This window comes from Dysosmobacter acutus, from assembly GCF_018919205.1.
Classification (GTDB): domain Bacteria; phylum Bacillota; class Clostridia; order Oscillospirales; family Oscillospiraceae; genus Oscillibacter; species Oscillibacter acutus.
In genome coordinates this window covers 1,830,586-1,853,611 of sequence record NZ_JAHLQN010000001.1, presented here as the reverse complement: position 1 = coordinate 1,853,611, position 23,026 = coordinate 1,830,586, and the positions used below count along the sequence as shown (strand labels likewise).

Here is a 23,026-nt window from a genome sequence, read left to right as displayed (position 1 = left end):
ATGAGGCAATTCATAACGGCAAATAAAGGAGGAGATACAGAATGAAAAAACGACTCTTGGCAAGTCTGCTTGCACTGTGCATGGTAATGACAGTATTACCCGCCACGGCACTGGCGACAGAGGGAGCGCCGGAAGGCGAGGCACCGAATATCTGCACACAAGGCGATGGCTGTACGGCGGAAATCCATAAAGAGGATTGCCCACTATATGTAGTCCTTGTGGATGAGCCGGAAGGCGCCGAGCCTGCGGCAACGAAGCGGGTTGCCGCGCTCATCGCGGCCCTGCCGGAGTATGCCAACGCGGTACCGGACGACGTGGAGGACATTGAAGCGGCACAAGCTGCCTACGATGCCCTGTCTGAAGAAGAACAAGCTGCGGTGGACGGGGAGTTGGTATCAAAACTTGCCGATTTGACCGAGCTGGCGAAGGATTTGAAAGGGTATGAGCCGCCACATGACACCGAGGTTTACGATATGCAACCTGTGGCGTCCGGAAACTGCGGCGCCGCAGAGAACGAAAGCAGCGTTCAGTGGGCGCTGACACAGAATAATGCGGATATCAGCAATCCCACCTATACCCTCACCATTTCCGGCAGGGGCACAATGGCAGATTTTCCTTCGACAAACGCTCAGCCGTGGTTAGGAGGCAACGGATATCCAAATCGCGCCAGGATTACCGCCATTGTTGTGGAAGAAGGCATTACCTCTCTGGGAGAGAGAACCTTTAGACAATTAGAGGCTGTAACGTCGCTTTCACTGCCCTCTACTTTGCAGAATATCCCACATCTTCCGGCGCTGGAGAAGTTATATGCCCTGGAGAGTATCACTGTGCCGGAAGATAACCAATTTTATAAGGTTATTGACAACGTCTTGTTCACCAAAGACGGAACAATCCTGATCAAATATCCAATCAGCAAGCGTGGTACTTCTTATACAGTCCCATCAGGAACTTTAACCATTTCGGCTTCCGCCTTTCAGGAAACCCGAAATCTGGAAATACTTACCTTGAATGATGAATTGGCCTGTGTCGAAAGCTATGCCGTTAACGATTCCAAAATCAAGAATTTAATCATCGGCAGTGGGCCGCTTGAGATTTCCAACAATGCATTCCAAAGCTGTTCAGACTTGACGGCTGTTTCCGGCGGCACCAATGTTTCGGCAATCGGCAACTATGCTTTTCAGAATTGTGCAGCACTGACCTCTGCGCAGTTTACAGATAAGCTGATATCCATCGGGGAACATGCGTTTGAGAAATGTACACAACTGGATTCCATTGCTGCAAGCGGCACCACATTTACAAATTTGAGCAGCATTGGACAGTATGCTTTTTATCAGACAGGGCTTACAACTTTTCCAATGAGCTATGATACCCCTTTGACCACAATCCCCTATAATGCGTTCTACCAAACAGCCCTCACAAAAATTACGATTCCAGACGCTGTAACCACTTTAGCAGAAAATGCGTTCAGAATGAGTCAGTCCGCCGAGGCAGGAATGGAAAGCTCATTGAAAACAATAAACATTGGCGCAAATTCCAGATTGCAGACCATCGGCAACTACGCTTTTTACGGTGCATCTTTTGGCACCGTCCAGCTTCCGGATACTGTTACAACGGTTGGTCAGCATACATTTGGCTTGAATGCGAATGCTTCTGTTTTCGATTTTAGCCGAATCAAAGACAATGCAGCAGCATCGCAAAACTCTGTTTATAATTTATACAGTAACAGCTCCAATGTCATTTATTTTAATTCAACAGCTGCTGAAAACCAGTTTTCTGTTGCAAAAAGCTCATTTGTAATCGCGATTACCAACGGCGGCACGTTTGCACCGGAAGCCGTGTTTGAATCCGGCAAACTGGCTGCGCCTGTGAAAGAGGACTATGCCTTCGGCGGCTGGTACACACGGGACGGTGTAAGCGGCGAGTGGGGTGAAGCTGTTACGTCTCCCGCCGCCGGGCAGACCTACTATGCCAAGTGGGTAGAGCGCGGTGATGTCTCAGGCATGGGAACAGTGCAGTCCCCTTATGTACTCAGCGACGGAGCGCATATCTATGCGCTGGCGCGTATCCTTGAAAAACAGCCCGCCAGTGACAGCGATGAAATTCTGAGCGATCAACTCAAGGCGGACTATCTTCTGTTCGGCTATCTGAGCGATTACAAAGCGGCCTATACAGCCATCCAGTGCGCGTATTACGAGCTGAGCGCTGATATCACGCTTTCAAACCGCGACGCAGATGGGACTTACAACGGCTTCTGCGGCATACCCAATTTCTGTGGAGGCAGTTTTGACGGCAAAGAGCACATCATCACGCTGGATATGGATTTCAGCAAATATCCTGCCGAGGCAAAAAGCATCGGCGGCGTGTTTGCCAATACCGAAAAGGCCGCCATCAAAAATCTGAAGCTGGCAGGCAAGGCAACGGGGACGCTGACGTTAATCTCCACCGCCACGCTGAAGGACGTGGGCCTTTTGATCGGCGCCACGTCCAATGGAGCCCAACCCACCACGCTGGAGAATATCACCGCCGACGCCACCATTGACATGACTGTGGATCTGGGGGTCAGTCAGTGCGCCTACATTGCCGCTATGGTGGGACGCGGATATTCTGTGACCATGAAAAATTGCGTCAACAAGGGCAATTTCACAGCCGCTTCGGAAAATCCCACCACAAACGCGCCTCGCGTTGCCGGCTTGGTGGGGCACGCCTACACCGGTTTTCAGTTGGAAGATTGCGCCAATGAGGGAACGATCACAACCACCGGTTCCGGCCCGCTGACCACCGGTGATTTAATGGGCACCAGCAGTTCCCCCATTTACAAAAATTGTGTGTCCTCCGGCAGCGTCAGTTCGCAGGTCGGTACCCTGAGCGTTTTCAGCGGCATGAGAACGGACTGCGTCAAAGCCGATGGGAATGTCATCCGCGTCACCATCACCGGCAAGGCGGGCGACCGCATTGTCAACGCGGATGCTGGCATCAATTACACCTATCGTGAGGCCAGCGATCAGGTGTTTGAACTGCCTGTCTACTATAACCAAGACGGCGTGCGCAATTACAGCAAATATATGCAGGATGAGCACTTTGCGGTCAACAGGGACAGCCGTTTGTTCCTGTACGATCTGCGCAACACCTCCTTCACCACAAAGCTGAGCACCGAGGACGCCTTTACAGATGCGCTGCCCTTCAGCTCCTGGGCGACCGCCCTGCCCATCTCCACTGCCGAACACCTGCTGTGGATGCAAAAGGCCATCAACGATGGAGATGAGGCTGCCATCAAAGCACTGTATACCCTGGGCGGCAAGAGTGTTGAAAACCTGGATTCCGAGACCGCCAGGATCGTGTTGCGCTCCGCTTATTACAAGCTGCAAAACGATGTGGCCGTCACGGGGGAAAACGGCTTTACCGGCATCGGCGACATGGATTCGTTCGGCGGGCACTTCGACGGCGGAGGGCATACCGTGACCCTCACCATCTCAGAGACCGTACCGTCCCTGGCGGAAAATACCTATTTTGGTTTATTCGGACGCATGTTACCGCTGACTGACGGTGTGGTGGAGGTACGGAACCTGAACATCGTCAGCTCCTTCGACCTGTCTCTTCCCATGGATGCCAGCTACAGCGCCTATGTGGGCGGCCTTGCCGGCTACGCAAGCGGCGTTACCTTGGACAATGTGAACGTGACTTTAGAGAAGATGAATCTGTCCAAGAATGGCGACCAGGGGGCCGGCAGCCAGGGAGGCGTGAATGCCGGCGGCTGCTTCGGTGCGGAATTCACATGGCTGGGTACGTGCCCCACTGTAAAAATAGACTGCACCATCACGGCGGACTGGCCGGCGGCCGAAGCGAACAAAAAGGTCGGCTCCCTCTATGTGGGCGGTTTCGCGGGCCATGGACAGTATGGAGGCAGCGTCGAGTTTATCGGCGGCAACGGCATCAATGCCAACAATATCCCAACTCCCAGAATCGGCGGCATCATGGGCTACTCCTGGTCTTCTAACACATTGGACGGCCTCCTGGTGAAAAACAGCACCGGCCATGCCATCACCATGAGCGGCGCAACTGCCCAGATCGGCACGCTGATCGGCTACCATACTACTTCCAGTGCCGCCGCCGATGTGGTAAGCGTGTCGGCGGACGGAGTTGTTGTGGAGGGGCCCTTTGTGCTGAATGGCAGGCATGCCGGCGGCTTGTTTGGATATGTTGACACAACCGGCATTGTAAATATCGCAAACTGCGTGCTGAGCGACGGGATCGACGTGTCCTATACCGTCAACAACGGATACTACGGCGGATTGATCGGATACGCAAACATGAAGAACGCGCCCCTTCGGCTGCGCGACACGGCGGTCGGCGTCAATGTACCTGACAGCGGAATTTATACAGGCGCCCTGATCGGTTATATGACAAAGGAAAGCGATATAGAGGCCCAAAACTCCGTCTATGTCACCCGAAGCGGCGAGGCGGCCGTTGGTAGGAAACAAGGAGTTCCGAACGCGCCTGTCTCTACAATTGACGGTACTGCCGTCCTTGACACTGCTGTGCTGGCCGGGGCAAAGAGCTTTGGCGATACCACAGAACACCTCCTCACCGGCGGCGCTCTGCCCGCCCTCACCGTTGGGCCTGAGAGCATTTTTGCCCTGGCCGGCGGCGAAGTGACCTTGACCAAGGCCGGTATGGCCAAGGCGTCCTTTGCCTGGAATGGCCGGTCCTTTTATACCAGCGAGGACATTACGATAGACCCCAAGGCTTTGACGGCAGACGACGTGACCGTAACCGGCGTCAACAGCAGCTATGCCTCAGACGAAGCCGCAGCTGCGGCGCTGGATGCCATCGCGATTGTCTATGGCGATAAAGTGCTTGCCAGAGGCACGGATTACACTGTGGAACAAATTACATCTGACGGCAGCCATAAATTCATGATTGCGTTTACGGGAAATTACAGCGGCACGACGGAGGCATCCTATACCGTGAGCGATACAGCCCTGACTGCTTCCGCGCAGGGCTACACCGGTGTTTATGATGCCGCCGAACATGGAATTGCTGTCTCCGCTCCCGAGGGCGCGGCCATAACCTATGGAGAGGACAGCGAGAGCTTAGGGGAAACCAATCCAAGTTATACCGACGCCGGCACCTATGTGGTCTACTGGAGAGCCGAGAAGGATGGCAGCGCGGTAACAGGCTCGGCAGTGGTCATCCTCACCCCCGCCACACTGACCATAGCCGCCGATAACCAGTCCATCTACTTGGGCAGCGCACTGCCCGATACCTACACCTATACGGTATCCGGCCTTGTTGGGAATGACATTCTCACCACCGAACCCACCGTAACCTGCCCCACCGCAGATGCCGGCACGGCGGGCACCTATCCCATCACTGTCAGCGGGGCGGCAGCTGGTGACAACTACACCATCACCTATAAACCCGGTACCTTGACCGTCTCCCGGCGTTCCGGCGGCGGCTCCGGCTCCAGCACCTACTCCGTCAGCGCGGACAACGTTAAAAACGGTTCTCTTTCCGTCAGCCCCAAAAACGCCGGCAAGGGCAGCACCGTGACCATCACCGCAAAGCCGGACGATGGTTATACGCTGCATGAGCTGACCGTCACAGACACGAACGGCAACACCGTGAAGCTCACGAAAAAGAGCGATACACAGTACACCTTTACCATGCCCGGCAGCAAAGTTACCGTGAAAGCCGTCTTTGCACGGATCAAGCAGCCCGGCACCGGCTTTATAGATGTTCCCGCCAACGCCTACTACGCCGACGCGGTGGCATGGGCTGTGGAGCAAGGCATCACCATTGGCACATCCGCCGCCACATTCAGCCCCAGCGCCTCCTGCACCCGCGCTCAGATGGTGACGTTCCTTTGGCGGGCGGCTGGTTCCCCGTCTCCCAAGAGCGGCGGCAGTTCCTTTGCAGATGTCCAGTCCGGCGCTTATTACTATGACGCGGTGCTGTGGGCCGTGGAGAACGGCATCACCACCGGCACCAGCGCTACCACCTTTGCCCCGGACGCTGCCGTGACGCGGAGCCAGACTGTGACATTCCTCTATCGCGCGGCAGGATCCCCGGCGGCCAGCGGCAGCTCCTTTGCCGATGTCCCCGTCGACGCCTACTATGCCAGCGCCGTATCCTGGGCTGTGAACGAGGGTATTACCAACGGCACATCCACCACCACATTCAGCCCGCAGGCGGACTGCACGCGTGGTCAAATCGTAACCTTTATGTATCGCAGCGCACAATGATCCCCAGCAAGAGGGCGCGGAGCCTCGTCCCCCTCCCGTCCCGTCAAACGTTTGACGGGACGGGAGGGGAAAATAGATACGGAAGGAGCGAACAATGGATCACATAGAGGTCAAGATCAATAAAATTTCCCCCTCCAGCGCCAAAGGGAGCGTTCATGTGGAGGTGGAGAGCGGCGGATTTACAATTTCCAACATTCTGCTCCGGAAGGACGCCGGGCAGCTAAAGATTTCTCTGCCATTGATAAGCATAGGAGATCAGAAGCGTCCTGCGATTACCTTGCAGGGAGAATTAAAGAATCGGATCATGGAGGAGTTGGAGCAGGCATATCAACAGTCCACCTATATGAAATGAGAAAGACGGCGTTGGATATGGCGGACGATTGCGTTGCGATAAAGGCCGCGGAGTTGCCTCCCCGCCACACCAAGGAATACAATATGCCATGCAGCGGCGGCTCCACACCCGAGACGCACCATTTTATATAGTTCGAATCATACATGCGCCATAAGGCAAGCTTGCCAGCTTTTGTATCCAGGGCTATGCCCGTCATAATTCCAGTATGCAGGGGGGCACATGGGCGGGCATGGCGGCACATTTTCAGAAATAGGGCGGTTTTCCTCCTATGCCGGAGAGGGCATAGCGGAATTCAGCATTTGAGGAGGGAGTTTCTGACAGCTCTTCCGATGATTTTATGATCCGCCCGCCTCCTCTTGCTCTCCGGCGGCCAAAAGCGTCTCCCGCAGCATGATAAGCAAGTCCATTACGCTGCAAAACGCCGCCGTGCCATAGGTCCGGCGCAACATGTTGGTATGACCGTGGACACACTACTCTTTTCGGCATGTTTATTTTATAAATTTGTATTATTATGTATATGTAACAAGAAAGCCCCGGGGAAATGATCTCCCCGGGGCGCCCTTTATATTTTCCCCTGTGTTGTTCATCTTAACCGCCTTGGTGAGCCGGGGCTCCAGTGCCCAAAATCAGCCTGGATGAGCGGACGCGGCGCTTTGCCCGGCGCTGAAGGGCAAACTGGACAATCCCGTCCAACAGCTTGATCACCGCAGCGTCCAACAGGAGCAGGATCAATGTAAAGGCGCAGCTTAAAGCTGCGCCTTTTTTGTATTAAATTATTCTCACAAATTTTCAGAAGGTCCCACATGTAGAATTTCTATTCAGTCACCAAAGCGGGCGGAAGACTGCTCCATGGCGGCGCAGATTGCAAGGAAGTCCTGCAGGATACGGCTTCCTACAAGCTCCTCCCGATAGCAGGCGCGCAAAATGCGGTAATAGTTTTTCTCAGGAATCAGGGGCTTATATAGCAGTTTCCCTCCCCTGTTTCGAAGGTAGATTTCATTCTCCAATGGAGAAAAGGGGAGCAGTGTAAACGCGCCGCATTCCACCATGGCAATACAGGTCTGCCAGCTTTCCGTTTCCAACGCAATCACAGGAGAGATGCCGCACCGCCGAAAAATTTCATCTGCCAGCGCACGAAGGCTGAGCCCCTTTTTGAAAAGCACAAATTCTTTATCTGCCAGAGTAGAGAGGTCTGTAAGAATATCGATGCCGTTTTCCTGGGGGCAAATCTTGTCCGAGAAAAAATCGATTGGCGCAATGATGCAGACCTCCTCTTTGGAGCAGGTATAGGATTGGATGTGGCTGAGCTTGAAATCCTTATAAAGGAAAGCAACGTCGATCTCCCCGGATGTCAGCATTTCCGCCAGGGCTTCCATAGAACCTTCTACCAAGTTAAACTTGTACAGCGGATACTTTTCTCGCAGCCGCGGAACGATGTAGGGGAAAATCGAAGCGCTCTTTTTGCGGCTGCAGCCTATGGTAAGCCTGCCTCGTTCCTCGTCTTGAATTTCCACCAATTCCCGCTCAAACTGGGCCATAGTCCCCATGATCTTCCGGGCGGCGGCAACATAGCGCTCCCCCGCTGCGGTAAGCTTCATACAGCCCGGTCTCCGCTCAAACAATCTAAGTCCCAGCTCGCTTTCCACATGCTCAAGAAGATTGGACAGAGAAGGTTGTGAAACATATAGATTCTTCGCAGCGGCTGTAAGATTTTCCTCCTTGGCGATCTCCAATATATATTGCAGTTGACGGTCATTCATATGCACCCTGCCCCCTTTTTTGATTATAGCAGGGCTTGTCGCGCATCGCAATAGGTAAAAACCTATCGTTAAAATGCATTTTTAGGTATTTTACCAATCGCCATCCGCTGTGTACAATATAAGCAGAACAACCTATTATTCAATCAGGAGGCTTGTACCATGTTTATTTTTGGCGGCCCGGATTATGACCTGATCATCGTTGGCAGCGGCCCTGCCGGCATGACCGCTGCGGTTTATGCGCGGAGAAGCGGCAAAACCGTGCTTGTGATTGAAAAGGAAAAATTCGGAGGACAGATCACCAGTTCCCCAAAGGTGGAGAATTTCCCCGGCAGGCTTTCCATGGCAGGCAGCGATTTCGCAAACGACCTTTTGCACCAAGCGATGGAAAACGGCGCGGAGTTTGTCTTGGGAACTGTGACGGCAGTCGCGCAGGAAGGCGATTTCAAAAGCGTCACAACCGAGGAGGGCGAGTGCTACTCAGCGAAGGCAGTTATTCTTGCCAACGGCGTAAAGCACCGCGTCTTAGATCTGCCCGGTGAACGGGAATTGATCGGAAACGGCGTTCATTTCTGTGTCGTCTGTGACGGAAACCTCTACGCCGGAAAAAAGGCGGCCATCATTGGTGGAGGCAATTCAGCGCTTCAGGAGGCGGTCATGCTGTCGGAGCTTGCGGCTGAACTGCTTATCGTGCAGAACTTGGCGTTCCTCACCGGCGAGCAGCAGCTCATCGACCTTTTGGAGTCCAGGTCCAATGTAAAAATTATTTATTCCACAGTTGTCTCTCAGTACAAGGTTGAAAGCGGGAAGCTCACCGGTCTGACGCTGAAAAGCGAAACGGACGGGAGACTCAGCGAGGTCGCCTGTGACGGCTGCTTTCTGGCGGTTGGCCTGGTTCCTGAGAATGAGCAATTTTCCCCGGTGGCAAAGCTTGATGAACGCGGTTATTATATTGCGGATGAGAGCTGCTTTACAGAGACAGAAGGCCTGTTTGTCGCGGGTGATTGCAGGCAAAAGGCCGTCCGTCAGCTGACCACAGCGGCAAGTGACGGCGCGGTGGCGGCTCTGGCGGCCTGCCGATATATCGACAATCATTGAATATAAGAAGGAGGAACCAAGCATGACTTCCTGCAAAATTTTCGTCCCCGTGGGTGCCTGCGGCGGCGGGATTCATGACGACGCCTTTGAAATGGGCATGGCGATGAATCCGGACTGTATCGCCATGGATGCCGGCTCCACAGATTCCGGCCCCGCATATCTTGCAAACGGCGTGTGCAAGTATTCCGAGCAATCCATCGCGCACGACCTGGAGCTTTCCATTGTTGCGGCGGTCGAACACAATATCCCGCTTTTCATTGGCAGCTGCGGCACCTGTGGAACAGACAGCTCCCTTGCGCACTTTGCCGAGATCGCGGAACAAATCATTGTAAAGCACGGCTACCATATAAAAATTGCAACGATCTCTTCCCAGATGGATCCCCATGTGCTGGAAAAGAAATGGGATGAGGGAAAAATCCACGCGCTCCCCGGCGCGCCGGAGATCACCCGGGATGTCTTTGCCAGCTGCCAAAATATTGTCGGCCTGATGGGGGCTGAGCCATTCATCGAGGCATATCGCAGCGGCGCGCAAATCGTACTTGGAGGGCGCGCCACCGATACCGGCGTCATCGCCGCCTTTGGCCTGATGAACGGAATGAATGAAGGGGCCTGCTGGCATGGCGCCAAGGTGGTGGAATGCGGGCCGCAGTGTACGGATACTGCCGGCGTGTGCGTCATGCTGGAGCTGGACCACGAGGGTTTTACCGTCTATCCTACCGACCCGGCCGCCCATTGCACCCCTTATACGGTTTCCGCCCATCTGCTCTATGAGAACACAAATCCCTTCCGCCTGACGGAGCCGGGCGGGTCCTTTATCACGGACGACGCTGTATACACCCAGCTTACGCCCCAGGCAACCCGTGTGACCGGCAGCCGTTTTGAACGCGCAGGCCAGTATACCATGAAACTGGAGGGCTCGCGCCTGGCCGGCTATCAGAACATCTCCCTTGTCGGCGTGGCGGATCGGGATATCCTGCGGGACCTTGACAGCTGGATCGGCTTCATGCGCTCCCATGTGCAGGCCGTTCTTGACAAGCACGGTTTCGACCGCAGCACCTATTCCTTTGATTTGCGCTGCTTCGGCCATGACGCTGTGGTTCCACTGACGGATGGTGAAAACTTTATTCCAAGGGAAGTGGGCCTTCTGCTGTCCGTGACCGCCGATACACAGGAAATTGCAACGGGAATTGCCAAGGATTTCAACCCCTATCTGCTGCATCTGCCCAAAAACTACCAGAGCGCAAAAGATCTGCTTCCAACATTTGCCTTTCCCTTCTCCCCTGTGGATACGCCGCGCGGGCCTGTTTACGAATTTGTTCTTCACCATGTGGTGGATGTGGACGACCCGTTGGAGCTGGTCCGCATCAATTATAAGGTGTATTAAAAGGAGGCATTGGTCATGGCAAAGCTGAGAGAAGTTACAAAATATATCCGCAGCAAAAACGCCGGTCCGTTTTGGGTCACTTTAGAAATCTTCTGCGACGGTGAGAGGGAGTACGAGCAGGTGAAGGCTTCCAAAAATGTATCCGCCGCAACCATTGCAAGGCTCTATCACACCAAGGAATCCGATGTGCAGATCTTCTATATTCCCAACATTTTTGTAATCAAGATTTCTTTTCCCCGTCCCTATCCCAGCGGTTACCGCTACGAGCGCGATATGCACTACGGCCAGCAATACCGCCTGCTGGCCGAGGTGGAGCTGTAAGATCAGGCCGCGAAACAAAAACCCCCAGTAAAATTACTTTAGGAGGAGATCAGTATGGCAAAAGAGAAATGGTACCAATTTAAAAAAGTAGATGCGATCTTCGGTATTCCGGTCAAGTTCTTTGTCCCCGTCGCGCTGATCATAATTGCGGCCGGTCGTTTGGGTTGGGTCCCTTCGGATCTTTTTATCACCGCTTTCGCCCTGGTCATGGCGGTGGGCGGCATTCTCAGCTGGATCGGTGAAGTCACGCCGATTCTCAAATCAATTGGCGGCAAATTGCTTCTCCCTTTGCTTGGTGCATCCATGCTTGTCAAAAAAGGTGTTTTGAGTGAGATTTTCAGCACTTCCGCCGACCTTTTCACCCAGAACGGTTTTCAGATGTTCTTCGTGGCGGCTGTGGTGGCGGGCGCGATTCTTGCGACGGACAGCCGCTTTTTAAAAGCCTGCGTGATCCGCTACATCCCGGTTCTTCTGATTTCCCAAGTCTTTGCCATTGGCTTCAGCTTCCTTGCGGCAAAGCTCACCGGCCGCTCCGTATATGAGGCGATCTTTTTTGTTGCAGCGCCCTGCATGACCGGCGGCACCTCCGGCGCGATCTCTACTTTGCCGGCGCTGTACTCTTCAGTTTTGGGGGCCGATATGACCGGCATGGCAGCGCAGCTCTACGCGGTAGCGCTGCTTGGCACATACCTCTCTTTGATTATGGCGATCATCATGAATATTCTTGCAAAGAAATTTCCAAAAGCAATGGGCAACGGCAATGGGGAAATCCTTCGCAATGAATCCCCCGCGCTGCAGGAGGCAAAGAAAACCGCCGTTGTCTATGAGCAGTCTTCTTCAGACTATGGAGATTTGATGGGCGGCGTTTTCATTGCCTGCGCATTCATGGTGCTTGGCTCCATTTTCAACCACTTCATTTCCGCCATCGTCTATATCGCCTGGACGCTCATCATTATCGTTATCTTGAAGATATTCAACCTGGTTCCTGATAAGTTCTGCCGTCAGGCGTATTATTTCAGCAACATGTCGCAAAAGTATGTGGTGATCATATTGACCACCTGCATTGGCATGGGTTCCTCTTCCGGCGGCGGTATGAGTTCCGCGCTCCAGCTTTCCAATGTCGTCATCATCGTCCTTGCCATTCTCGGCGCGGTCGTGGGGGCAGGCGTCGGCGCCAAGCTTTTCGGTCTCTATCGTTACGAGTCGTCCTTGACCGCCGCGATCTGCGCCTGCAACATTGGAGCTTCCGGCGATGTACAGACCTGCTACGTCTGCGACCGTATGGAGCTTTTGCCTTACGCCACCATTTCCACACGCATCGGCGGTGCGATGATGCTTGTTGAGATCAGCATTCTGTTTCCCATTGTGGCCCGTGCCGCCGGTATCATCGCCTGAACGGCCGAGTAAAAAGGAGTGAAAGAAAATGTCTGAACAGTATCAAGTCGTATGGCCGTCTTCTCAGGTCCATATTCCGGACGTCCGGCTCTCGCCACGTGTCAAAGATATGAATGAGGCCGTCATATTGGAATTCAACCACATGCACTACCGCGGCGTGGAGATTTTTCCGATTTTAAGAGAGGAGTTAAAGCGCAGGTACCCTAAGATCACCATCATTCCCTGGGATACCATAGGCGACTTCCGCGACATGCGCAACTTCGGCGGCTACGAGGCTGAAAAATGGCCTGGCCTGAAGTATTTTATTGAAAGGCATCATATAACTGCCGCCGTGGGCGGCATGGGGGCCTGAGGAGCCTGTGCACCCGCCGTGACGCGGGTAATGTCGTATGCGGAAACCTGCGGGATTCCCTCAACCGCCATGATCATCACCGGCTTTATTCCCCAGGCAAAGTTGGTTGCCGCCTCCCAGGGCTTCCCCGATCTTCCCATCTCCGAATACCCCGATACCATGATGACTGACTCGGATGAGGAGCTGCGGGAAAAGGTTGTCGGAGTTCTTTGTGACAACGTGGTCCGCAGTCTTACCCAAACGCCTCCTCCCCGCAAACCGCGGAAAAAGAGGGAGCCGAACCTCCGCGACATCATCTTTGAAGGTTCCATATCTGAAGTAAATGAGTTCTTTTATGAAAATTTGTGGACGGACGGCCTTCCCATTATTCCCCCAACGTTGGAAGAAGTCGACCGGTTCATGGAGTTCACCAGCCGCCCTGCGGACGAGGTCATTGCAAAGCTGCCTCACGAAAACCGGAAAGCAACTGTCTGGTCCGTTGCCGTAAACGGCGTGATGGCTGGCTGCAGACCGGAGTATATGCCCCTGCTGCTTGCAGCGGTAGAGGCCATTTCCTATACCGGCATCCCCGGAAACCTTCTTGATCAGGGTTGGCGAGCTGAGGATACCGGCACCTCACCCGGCTGGGAGCCTCTGATCATTGTCAGCGGACCGTTGGTCAAAAAGTTGGATTTCAACTGTGGGCAAGGCGCTCTGCGTTTTGGCCGGCAGGCAAACACAAGCTTCGGCCGCTTCCTCAAGCTGTTTCTGCGAAATGTGGGCGGATTCAGAATTCCGCCCGGCAGCGGCGACAAAGGCAGTCTCGGCCAGAGCATGAATGTGGCCATCGCTGAAAACCAGGACTTTGTTCAGGAGCTTGGATGGAAGACTTATCAGGAGGAACGCGGATTTTCCGCTGAGGACACGTGCGTAACGGTGCTTTCCTCCGCCTATGTCAGCGCGCCCTGCTATACCTCCGGCGATGAGCCGGAGCAGCATTTGGAGATTCTTTCCGAGGAAATTTGCGAAAAACAGTTCGGCATCTTTTCCACATGGGGCGTCCACACCTTCCGTCTTGAACCAGTTTTGATGTTAGCGCCGCCTGTGGCTCAGATTTTCGCGGAACATGGATTGAGCAAGCAGGATGTGCGTGATTATCTCTACCGGAATTCCCATGTGACAGCCGGGCAGATGGAACGGCACTGGCACGATTTTAACGGTCTGGATTTCGACATGTACGCCCGTGCGAAAAACGGAAAGATTCCTCCTGTTTACGGCGAATCCAACGATCCGCAGCGGCCCATCCCCGTATTTCTCAATAACAAAACCCTTCAGATCATTGTGGCCGGTGACCCGGCCCGCGCTCAGAGCAAGGGCTTCATGCAATCCGGATACATCGCTCCAGCGACATCCCGTAAGGTATGCCTTCCTGAAAATTACGATGAACTGATTGCAAAGCAGAAAGAGCGGACTTAGCCCCATAGAAGAGCACCACTGTGCGCATATATGCGCACAGTGGTGCTCTTCTGCCGCCATCTGAAGCTTTTTATCAGAAGTTTCAAGCATGGCGCCGCCATTTTGATGCAGACTCCGCTCGTAAAGCTTTTGGGCGCCGATGCCTTTCAAGTATCATCAGCCGTTGAGAAAATAGTTCTGATTTCAATATTCCTATTTTCTTCATTCCGGTATATAATAAAAAAAGCCGGATTTCTGTTTTAGGCCATGTTAGGAGGTACACTATGTGCAACGACAATCTGAAGCATCTTCTGGATGCGTTGACGGAAACCTCCGTCTATGTAATCGAAGCGGAAAGCCGGAAACTGCTGTATTTTAACCAGCGCTGCCGGGAGCTTGGACGCGGGCGCGCCAAACTTGGAGCAAGGTGCTGCGACGTCTGGCCGGAAGTGTGCGCCAACTGTCCGCTGGCGGAGATGGGCACCGGAACCTCCAGCCACATCGTCTGCTATGATCCCCTGCTGAAAACCACGGTGGACGCCACAGCCAACCGCATCCTCTGGGACGGGCATATCCCGGCCGTCGTGATCACTGCCACTCCCCACAGGCTCAACTTTGAGGAGGAGCAGGGGGAGAAAAAGGTCAAAGAAATGTACGCGCAGAGTTTGGTAACTGTATTCAGCGAGTGTATCATTGCAAACCTGACAAAGGATTACTATGTAAATTGTCAAAAGGACTCGCTGTGGACAGACATACCGGACCAGGGCAGCTTTGGATCTGAAAATCTCACCTATTCCAAAAAGGCAGTCCATCCGGACGACCTCTCTCAATTTCAGGACAATTTTTCAAGAGAATCCATGCTGCGTCTGTTCGCCAGCGGCCGCAGGCAGATAACAAAGCGCCTCCGCCGTCTGACCGGCGACGGCACCTATCACATGGTGGAGTTTACCGCCACGCAGTTAGAGCGGTTCGACGATCAGGACTGCTGGTGTGTTTTGATCTACAGGGACATTCAGGAGGAGTATCTGCTGGAACAGAAGATGAACCTGGACATCGCCCAGTTGGCCATGGCCGCCAAGGTCTCCTACCAGATGCTGATCTCCATCAATCTGACGCAAAATACTTACCGCATGCTGGAATACGACCGCCTTCACTTCTGTAAGGCGCCTGAATCCGGCTGTTTTGATGAGTTGGTGCAATTGGGAATCTCTATCGCCGCCCCGGAATTTCAGACCATATATGCTGAAACGTTTTCAAGGCAGCACCTGCTGGAGGCCTTTGCCCAGGGCGGGCAGTCCGTCTCCCTTGAGCTGCGGCAGCTTGGAGAGGACGACCAGTATCATTGGACCCTTATGCAGGTGATGCTGGTTCCAAGCGACGCCACGGACGACGTTCTTGTGATGGCCATGTCCAAGTGCATCGACGAAGAGCGCCGGCGGCAGGAAGCAGACCTGGAGCGGGAGCGGCAGAGCAAGCTGCTGCTGGAGGAGGCCCTGCAAAAGGCGGAGCGGGCCAGCCAAGCAAAAAGCGACTTTCTCTCCCGCATGAGCCATGATATCCGCACCCCGATGAACGCCATTATGGGGATGACCGAGCTGGCGCAGCACCACATTCAAAATGAGGACAGGCTCCGGGAGTATTTGGAAAAAATATCCGATTCCAGCGCCCACCTTCTGGGGCTCATCAACGAGGTATTGGATGTCAGCAAAATTGAAAGCGGCACGGTGGAACTGGATGAGTCGGAGTTCGACCTCCGCGATCTGGTGCGGGACGCCGTGACAATGGTGCAGCTGGCCGTCCAGTCCAAGGCTCAGCATCTTGTGGTGCAGATCGATCAAACGCTTCACAGTCAGGTGCTGGGGGATAGACAGCGGCTCTGTCAGGTGCTGGTCAACCTGTTGGACAATGCCTCCAAGTACACGGCCCCACAGGGAGAAATCCGTCTCCTGCTGGAGGAGGTCAAGAAAAACACCTTCCAGATGGGAACCTATCGCTTTATGGTGGAGGACAACGGCATCGGGATGACGCCGGAGTTTGTAGAGCATATTTTCGAGCCTTTCAGCCGGGCCGACGATGCCCATAAAGTGACCGGCACCGGCCTTGGGATGACCATTGTCCAGAATATCGTCTCCCTGATGGGCGGCTCCGTTGTGGTGGAGAGCGAGTATGGCCGCGGCTCCCGGTTTACCATCACCCTCTCTCTTGCCCAGGCAGCCGCTTCCCCGGCCCAGGCGGCTCCGGCCTCCTATGAAGAGGTCTCCCTTACAGGAGTCCGTATTCTGCTGGCGGAGGACAATGCCCTCAATCAGCAAATCGCCTTGGAGATGCTGAAGCTGCTTGGTGTGGAAGTGGAGATAGCGGAAGACGGACGCCAGGCGGTGGAGGCGGTTCTCCACCATCCCCCCTTTTATTATGATGCCGTTTTCATGGACATCCGCATGCCCAACCTGAACGGCTATGAGGCCACCCGTCAAATCCGGGACAGCCACCTGGACGGCATCAACGAGCTGCCCATCATCGCCATGACCGCCGACGCCTTTGCGGAGGATGTCAGGAAGACCAAGCTTTCCGGATTGAACGGCCACCTGATGAAGCCCATCTCCATAGAGCAGCTGCGCAATACGCTGGTTCAGTGTATCCAGTGGAAGCGGCGGAACCATCCCGCTCCACAATCATAACGCAGGCCTTTCCCGCCCCGTACTTTGACGGAGCTCCAAAAGCCGTTGACGCCTGTCAGCGGCTTTTGATGTTTTGCCCGCGCTTTCCTTTTCCGCCAAAGCCTGCTATACTGAAGCAAACGTCGAAAGGAGCCCGCTTTTGAAAAAACATGACATCATCGTGAGCAAGATCATCTATATTGCTCTGTTTGTGACCATTCAGCTGGCGATCCTGATCTTCATGTTTATCTATTTCTGGGATAAATTTGCCTACTTTTATTTCTTCTGCATCCTTTTGTCCATTGTGGCCACTGTCCATATCCTCAACAGCGACAGCAACCCAAGCTTCAAGATCGCCTGGCTGATCCCCATATTGCTGCTTCCGATCTTCGGCGGGCTGCTGTACCTTCTCTTTGGAAAGTACCGCTTTACCAAGCGGGAAAAGCAGACGTCGGCCGCTATCCAGCGTCAGTGGCGCAAGGCCGGCACGGCGGTTCCCAACGCCATGGAGCAGCTGGAACAGGAGTCTCCGGAGGCGGCGCTCCATGCCCGGTACATCCTTCGCGCCTCCGGCACGCCGCCCTTTGACCACACCCAGACCGAATACTTCCCCATCGGCGAGGCCATGTACGCCGCCATGCTGCGGGAGCTGGAATCCGCCGGCAAGTTCATCTTCCTTGAGTATTTTATTGTGGAAGAGGGCGTCATGTGGGACGGCATTCTGGATATATTAGAACGCAAGGTCCGCCAAGGCGTCGACGTCCGGGTGATGTACGACGATCTGGGCTGCCTCTTTACCCTGCCCCACGGGTATGTCAAGACCCTCCGCCAAAAGGGGATCCGCGCTTGTGTGTTCAACCCCTTCAACAGCATCCTCTCTCCCCGCTTCAACAACCGGGACCACCGGAAGATCTGCGTCATTGACGGCAACGTGGGCTTCACCGGAGGCATCAACCTGGCGGATGAGTATATCAATGAATTCCCCAAGTACGGCCACTGGAAGGACACGGCCCTCCTCCTGCGGGGCCAAGGCGTCTGGAGCCTGACCACGCTGTTCCTCTCCATCTGGGACATGACCACCGGGGATCAGGACGACTTTGCCCGCTATCAGCCCACTCTCGCCCCCGAGGATGTCCCCAGTGACGGATACGTCCAGCCCTATGCGGATATGCCCATGGACAGTGAGCTGGTGGGTGAGAGCGTATATCTCAACATCATCTCCCGGGCCAGGGAGTATATTTACATCACTACCCCTTACCTGATCTTGGACAATGAAACCCTCTCCGCCCTGAAGCTGGCCGCCCGCAGCGGCGTGGATGTGCGGATCATCACGCCCCACATCCCGGATAAGAAGCTCGTCTTCTTCCTCACCCGCTCCTATTATGAGCCGCTGCAAAAGGCGGGGGTGCGGATCTACGAATATACACCGGGATTCATGCACGCCAAGACCTTTGTATCCGACGACCAGTACGGCGTGGTGGGCACCATCAATCTGGATTACCGCAGCCTGTACCTCCACCTCGAATGCGCCTCCTGGCTCTACCGCTCCAGTGCGGTGGAGAAGATCAAGCAGGACTTTCTGCTGACCCTGAGTTCCTGTCAGGAGGTGGGGTCCTTTGGCCCGCTGTCCCTGCCCAAACGGCTCTTCCTCAGCGTCCTGCGGGCGTTTGCGCCCCTGGTATAACGGAATAAAAGGAGTAATGGATGAACATGAAAGAGACTCTGCATGCTCTGACCGAGCTTCCCGCCCCTCCCGGCTTTGAAGGGCTGGTAAAATCCTATATTGAAAGCCGACTGCAAAAGGCGGGGGTCCGGGACCTGTTTACCGACAATTTGGGAAACCTCTGCGCCCGGATTTCAGGGACTGAGGAAAACGCCCCCGTCCTTCACCTGGACGCCCACATGGATGAGCCCTGTTTCATCGTCCGCTACATCGATGAAGGCGGCCACGTGTTTGTCGCTCCCCTGGGCTATATGGCGGACAACCTGCTCATGGGGCAGCGGGTCTCCATCCTGACCAAAACCGGCGCCGTCAAGGGCGGATTCGGCGTCAACTCCTTCCACTCCTCCGGTGCCGGAGAAAAGGGCAGCATCATATCCCAGGAGGACCTGTGGATTGACATCGGCGCCCGGGACCGTGAGGCCGCCCTGGAGAGCGGGGTCAAGCCGGGGATGCCCGTGGTATTCGACGAGCCCTTTATTGAACTTCTCTCCGGAAATGTCATGGCCAAAGCCTTTGATGACCGGGTGGGCTGCGCGGTGGTGCTGAAGGCGCTGGAGCGGCTTGCCCAGCACCCGCCCCGCAGCACGATCCTTGCCTCCTTCACCGTTCAGGAGGAACTGATCCTGCGGGGAAGCAACACGGTTTACAACGGCTTCCGGAAGTTTTTCCACACCACCCCGGATGTCTGCCTTGTCTACGACATCTGCTCCTGCGGAGATGTCCCCTATGCCAAGCGGCAAAAAGCACCTCTTGTCCTTGGCAAGGGGCCGGCCATCAAGCTCTATGACAAGAGCGCCGTCAGCCATTTTGCCCACGTGGTTCCCTGGCAGGTGGTGGAGTATCTTGAGAGTGGCTGCGCGGCGCTGTCTCTTCCCTACCAGTACGACCTGCTCTCCGGGTGCACCAACGCCGACCAGTTCGCCCTGGATGGCACCGGAGTCCTCACCGGCGGAATCTCCATCCCCTGCCGCTACACCCACAGTGCGGTGGAGATTGTCAACCTCTCCGACGCGGAACAGGCGGTGGAGCTGACCTGCTATGCGGCGGAGCATCTGTGGGAGCGCTTCTCCCGTTCATTCTGACAACACATCCGTCCAAAAGGCCGCCCGCCGGCTGCGGCGTGGCGTCCGGCGCTTAACGGCATAAAGGTCCCGGCGTGAGTGACTCACGCCGGGACCTTTTTTGTGAAACCTTACTTTGCAGCCTTTGCCGCGCGGATCGCTTCCGTCAGCATGGGAGCAACCTTGAAGAGGTCGCCGCAGATGCCGTAGTCGGCAATCTCAAAGATGGGCGCGGTCTCATTCTTGTTGACCGCGATGATGCACTCGGAATCCTGCATGCCGGCCTTATGCTGGATAGCGCCGGAAATGCCCAGAGCAACATAGACCTTGGGATGGACGGTCTTGCCGGTCTGGCCCACCTGATGATCAGCGCTCAGCCAGCCGGAGTCGATGGTGGCACGGGAGCCGCCCACAACGCCGCCCAATTCGGCGGCCAATTCCTCAGCCAGCTTGATGCCGCCCTCAACATCCTTGGAGATGCCGCGGCCCACGGAGACGATGAAGTCCGCGCCGATCAGATCGACCAGCTTCTTGGCGGCTTTGACTACCTCGACGACCTCGGTGTCGATATCGTCCTCAGTCAGCTTCACGACGGGCTTGGTGATCTTGCAGGCGTCGGCCTTGGCCTGATCAAAGGGAGCCTTCTTCATAACGCCCGGACGCACCGTGGCCATGGTGGGACGGAAGCGGGGGCAGATGATGGTGGCCATCAGGTGGCCGCCGAAGGCGGGACGGGTCATCTTCAGGTCGCGGGACACATCGTGGTCCTCGCCCAAGACCTTGGCGGTCTTCATGCCGTCGACCTTCTCAGGAGCGAGAGTGGAGCTCTCTCTCAGGAAGTCCTTGTAGATGTCCATGTCCACGTCCAGGTGGGTGCAGTCGGCGCACAGGCCGGTGTGCAGACGGGCCGCGCAGCGGGGACCCAAGTCACGGCCGATGTTGGTGGCGCCGATCAGGAACGCCTCAGGCTTTCTTTCCTCAATCACGTCACAGATCACCTTGGCATAGGCGTCGGTGGTGTAGACGTTCAGCAGGGGGCTTTCGCAGACGATCACCTCGTCGGCGCCATAGCCGCCAAGCTCTTTGGCCAGGCCCTCGACATTGTCGCCCAACAGCAGTCCGCAGAGCTTCACGCCAAGCTCGTCAGCAAGCTTACGGCCTTCGGAGATCAACTCAAAGTCAGTGGGCATCAATTTGCCCTGGCGCTGCTCACAAAAGACCCATACATCCTTGAAAGCAGCAAGATCCGTATTATTAAAAGTAGCCATTGTATCTTTCTCCTTTCAATCAGATGATGTGCTTCTTGGCCAGAAGACCGGCCAGCTTGTCACAGGTTTCCTTGTCAGCGCCCTCCAGCATCACGCCGGCACCCTTCAGCGGCGGCGTAAAGGAGGTCAGGATGTTGGTGGGAGAGCCCTTCAGGCCGATGGTGGTGGGATCGATCAGGGGATCGTCCTTCAGCGTCTCATAGTTGAAGACCTCCATGGGCTTGGAATAGGCCTCGAATACGCCGGACACGCTCATGTAGCGGGGCTCGTTGAGCTCCTTGATGCAGGTCAGCAGGCAGGGAGTCTTCACCTTGATGGTCATGTAGCCGTCTTCCAGCATGCGCTTGACGGTGATGGCGTTGCCGGCCTTGTGGATCTCGGCAGCGTAAGTAACCTGGGGCAGATGCAGCTTCTCGGCGATCTGGGGACCGACCTGGGCGGTATCGCCGTCGATGGCCTGACGGCCGCACATCACGACGTCATCCTGCTCCAGACCGATGCGGTTGATGGCGGAAGCCAGAATCTGAGAGGTGGCGTAGGTGTCGCTGCCGCCGAACTCGCGGGCGGAAACCAGAACGGCCTCGTCGGCGCCGCGGGCCAGGATCTCACGCAGCATGCCCTCTGCGGGCGGGGGGCCCATGGTGACCACAACCACCTTGCAGCCGGTCTCATCCTTCAGCTTCAGGGCGGCCTCCACCGCGTTCAGGTCATCGGGGTTGGTGATGGTCTGCATGGACGCGCGGTCCAGAGTACCATCGGGGTTCACGGCAACCTTTCCGGAGGTATCGGGAACCTGCTTTACACAAACAATAATTTTCATTTTACCTTTACCTCCTTACTTATTTCACGCCCAGACGGCTGGAGATGACCATGCGCTGGACTTCGGAAGTACCCTCGTAGATCTCGGTGATCTTGGCGTCGCGCATCATGCGCTCCACGGGATACTCGCGGGTGTAACCGTAACCGCCGAAGAGCTGAACGGCCCGGCGGGTGACGTCGGAAGCGGCCTCCGCGGCAAAGAGCTTGGCCATGGCGGCATCCATGGAATAGTCCTCATGGAGCTGCTTTTTGCAGGCGGCGGCGTAGACTAAGTACTGGGCGGCCTGCATGCGGGTGTGCATGTCGGCCAGCTGGAACTGGGTGTTCTGGAACTGGCTGATGCGGCGGCCGAACTGGACGCGCTCCTTGGTGTACTTGATTGCCTCGTCAATGGCACCCTCGCCCAGACCCAAGGCCTGCGCGGCGATGCCGATGCGGCCGCCGTCCAGGGTCATCATGGCGATCTTGAAGCCCTTGCCCTCTTTGCCCAGCAGGTTCTCCTTGGGCACGATGCAGTCTTCAAAGATCAGATCACAGGTAGAGCTGCCGCGGATGCCCATCTTCTTCTCATGCTTGCCCTGGGAGAAGCCGGGGAAGTCCTTCTCCACAATAAAGGCGGAGATGCCGTGATTGCCGGCCTTCTTATCGGTCATGGCGAACACGACAAAGGTATCGGCCACGTTGCCGTTGGTGATGAAGCACTTGGAACCGTTGAGGACATAGTGATCCCCTTCCAGCACAGCGGTGGTCTGCTGGCCGGAGGCGTCGGTGCCGGCGCCGGGCTCGGTCAGACCGAACGCGCCGATCTTGCGGCCGCTGAGCAGGTCGGGCAGATACTTCTGCTTCTGCTCTTCGGTGCCGTGCTCAAAAATGGGGGCGCAGCACAAAGACGTATGGGCGGAAACGATGACGGCAGTGGTGCCGCAGACCTTGGCCAGCTCCTCCACGCACATGGCGTAGGAGAGCACGTCGCCGCCCGCGCCGCCGTACTCCTTGGGGAAGTAAATGCCCATCATGCCTAACTTGGCCATCTTTTCGACGGTCTCCATGGGGAACCGCTCTTCTTCGTCGATCTCTTCCGCCAGAGGCTTGACTTCATTCTCGGCAAATTCGCGGTACATCTTACGGAGCATCAACTGCTCTTTAGTCAGATGAAAATCCAT

Annotated in this window: 15 protein-coding genes and 2 pseudogenes; 12 read left to right on the top strand and 5 right to left on the bottom strand. The window is 55.5% G+C overall.

What is annotated here, in order from left to right:
• Nucleotides 1-41: 41 nt before the first annotated feature.
• The 3 genes and pseudogenes from KQI82_RS15945 to KQI82_RS08920 all read left to right on the top strand — a co-directional run.
• Nucleotides 42-1,754, top strand: a pseudogene (locus KQI82_RS15945) (leucine-rich repeat domain-containing protein); the annotation flags it as partial.
• 111 nt (nt 1,755-1,865) lie between these two features.
• Nucleotides 1,866-6,242, top strand: a complete 4,377-nt coding sequence (locus KQI82_RS08925; protein WP_241426670.1) for an S-layer homology domain-containing protein — start codon at nt 1,866-1,868, stop codon at nt 6,240-6,242.
• Between the two features lie 94 nt (nt 6,243-6,336).
• Entirely contained in the window at nt 6,337-6,594 is a 258-nt protein-coding gene (locus KQI82_RS08920) for a hypothetical protein (RefSeq protein WP_216632437.1), read from the top strand.
• 588 nt (nt 6,595-7,182) lie between these two features.
• On the opposite strand, the gene KQI82_RS08915 is transcribed toward KQI82_RS08920, so the two are convergent.
• Entirely contained in the window at nt 7,183-7,326 is a 144-nt protein-coding gene (locus KQI82_RS08915) for a hypothetical protein (protein ID WP_216632436.1), read from the bottom strand.
• An 86-nt stretch (nt 7,327-7,412) separates the two neighbouring features.
• Nucleotides 7,413-8,354 (bottom strand): LysR family transcriptional regulator, encoded by a 942-nt coding sequence (locus KQI82_RS08910; protein WP_216632435.1) that lies wholly within the window; start codon nt 8,352-8,354, stop codon nt 7,413-7,415.
• Between the two features lie 159 nt (nt 8,355-8,513).
• Between KQI82_RS08910 and KQI82_RS08905 the strand changes: the two genes are divergently transcribed.
• The 9 genes and pseudogenes from KQI82_RS08905 (at nt 8,514) to KQI82_RS08865 (ending at nt 19,797) form a co-directional block, all read left to right on the top strand.
• Nucleotides 8,514-9,449 carry an NAD(P)/FAD-dependent oxidoreductase gene (locus KQI82_RS08905; RefSeq protein ID WP_216632434.1) on the top strand — a complete coding sequence of 312 codons (936 nt, stop codon included), beginning with the start codon at nt 8,514-8,516 and terminating at the stop codon, nt 9,447-9,449.
• Nucleotides 9,450-9,471: 22 nt separating this feature from the next.
• The gene (locus tag KQI82_RS08900; protein WP_216632433.1) at nt 9,472-10,833 is read left to right on the top strand and encodes an acyclic terpene utilization AtuA family protein; all 1,362 of its coding nucleotides are present in this window, start codon (nt 9,472-9,474) and stop codon (nt 10,831-10,833) included.
• A gap of 15 nt (nt 10,834-10,848) precedes the next feature.
• Complete coding sequence (locus KQI82_RS08895; protein ID WP_216632432.1) at nt 10,849-11,154, top strand: DUF4387 domain-containing protein; 306 nt, start codon at nt 10,849-10,851, stop codon at nt 11,152-11,154.
• A gap of 54 nt (nt 11,155-11,208) precedes the next feature.
• The gene (locus tag KQI82_RS08890; protein WP_216632431.1) at nt 11,209-12,549 is read left to right on the top strand and encodes a 2-hydroxycarboxylate transporter family protein; all 1,341 of its coding nucleotides are present in this window, start codon (nt 11,209-11,211) and stop codon (nt 12,547-12,549) included.
• 28 nt (nt 12,550-12,577) lie between these two features.
• Entirely contained in the window at nt 12,578-12,901 is a 324-nt protein-coding gene (locus tag KQI82_RS08885; RefSeq protein WP_216632430.1) for a hypothetical protein, read from the top strand.
• Between the two features lie 12 nt (nt 12,902-12,913).
• Nucleotides 12,914-14,356 (top strand): annotated as a pseudogene (locus tag KQI82_RS08880) (UGSC family (seleno)protein); the annotation flags it as partial.
• A 263-nt stretch (nt 14,357-14,619) separates the two neighbouring features.
• On the top strand, nt 14,620-17,013 hold the full coding sequence (locus KQI82_RS08875; RefSeq protein ID WP_216632428.1) for an ATP-binding response regulator: 2,394 nt from the start codon (nt 14,620-14,622) through the stop codon (nt 17,011-17,013).
• Nucleotides 17,014-17,152: 139 nt separating this feature from the next.
• On the top strand, nt 17,153-18,676 hold the full coding sequence (gene cls / locus KQI82_RS08870) for a cardiolipin synthase (protein ID WP_241426668.1): 1,524 nt from the start codon (nt 17,153-17,155) through the stop codon (nt 18,674-18,676).
• 26 nt (nt 18,677-18,702) lie between these two features.
• Nucleotides 18,703-19,797 (top strand): M42 family metallopeptidase, encoded by a 1,095-nt coding sequence (locus KQI82_RS08865; protein ID WP_216632427.1) that lies wholly within the window; start codon nt 18,703-18,705, stop codon nt 19,795-19,797.
• A 110-nt stretch (nt 19,798-19,907) separates the two neighbouring features.
• On the opposite strand, the gene acrA is transcribed toward KQI82_RS08865, so the two are convergent.
• From acrA to KQI82_RS08850, 3 genes are read right to left on the bottom strand one after another with little or no spacing between them, the layout of a single operon-like run.
• On the bottom strand, nt 19,908-21,044 hold the full coding sequence (gene acrA, locus KQI82_RS08860) for an acryloyl-CoA reductase electron transfer subunit beta (RefSeq protein ID WP_216632426.1): 1,137 nt from the start codon (nt 21,042-21,044) through the stop codon (nt 19,908-19,910).
• 19 nt (nt 21,045-21,063) lie between these two features.
• On the bottom strand, nt 21,064-21,864 hold the full coding sequence (gene acrB, locus KQI82_RS08855; protein WP_216632425.1) for an acryloyl-CoA reductase electron transfer subunit gamma: 801 nt from the start codon (nt 21,862-21,864) through the stop codon (nt 21,064-21,066).
• A gap of 19 nt (nt 21,865-21,883) precedes the next feature.
• Nucleotides 21,884-23,026, bottom strand: a complete 1,143-nt coding sequence (locus KQI82_RS08850; RefSeq protein ID WP_216632424.1) for an acyl-CoA dehydrogenase — start codon at nt 23,024-23,026, stop codon at nt 21,884-21,886.

What these genes read in the sequence shown, in the direction of transcription:
- KQI82_RS08920 (WP_216632437.1), top strand. Translation starts at nt 6,337, where the DNA reads ATGGATCACATAGAGGTCAAGATCAATAAAATTTCCCCCTCCAGCGCC.
- KQI82_RS08910 (WP_216632435.1), bottom strand. Translation starts at nt 8,354, where the DNA reads ATGAATGACCGTCAACTGCAATATATATTGGAGATCGCCAAGGAGGAA.
- KQI82_RS08905 (WP_216632434.1), top strand. Translation starts at nt 8,514, where the DNA reads ATGTTTATTTTTGGCGGCCCGGATTATGACCTGATCATCGTTGGCAGC.
- KQI82_RS08900 (WP_216632433.1), top strand. Translation starts at nt 9,472, where the DNA reads ATGACTTCCTGCAAAATTTTCGTCCCCGTGGGTGCCTGCGGCGGCGGG.
- KQI82_RS08895 (WP_216632432.1), top strand. Translation starts at nt 10,849, where the DNA reads ATGGCAAAGCTGAGAGAAGTTACAAAATATATCCGCAGCAAAAACGCC.
- KQI82_RS08890 (WP_216632431.1), top strand. Translation starts at nt 11,209, where the DNA reads ATGGCAAAAGAGAAATGGTACCAATTTAAAAAAGTAGATGCGATCTTC.
- KQI82_RS08885 (WP_216632430.1), top strand. Translation starts at nt 12,578, where the DNA reads ATGTCTGAACAGTATCAAGTCGTATGGCCGTCTTCTCAGGTCCATATT.
- KQI82_RS08875 (WP_216632428.1), top strand. Translation starts at nt 14,620, where the DNA reads ATGTGCAACGACAATCTGAAGCATCTTCTGGATGCGTTGACGGAAACC.
- KQI82_RS08865 (WP_216632427.1), top strand. Translation starts at nt 18,703, where the DNA reads ATGAAAGAGACTCTGCATGCTCTGACCGAGCTTCCCGCCCCTCCCGGC.
- acrA (WP_216632426.1), bottom strand. Translation starts at nt 21,044, where the DNA reads ATGGCTACTTTTAATAATACGGATCTTGCTGCTTTCAAGGATGTATGG.
- acrB (WP_216632425.1), bottom strand. Translation starts at nt 21,864, where the DNA reads ATGAAAATTATTGTTTGTGTAAAGCAGGTTCCCGATACCTCCGGAAAG.
- KQI82_RS08850 (WP_216632424.1), bottom strand. Translation starts at nt 23,026, where the DNA reads ATGGATTTTCATCTGACTAAAGAGCAGTTGATGCTCCGTAAGATGTAC.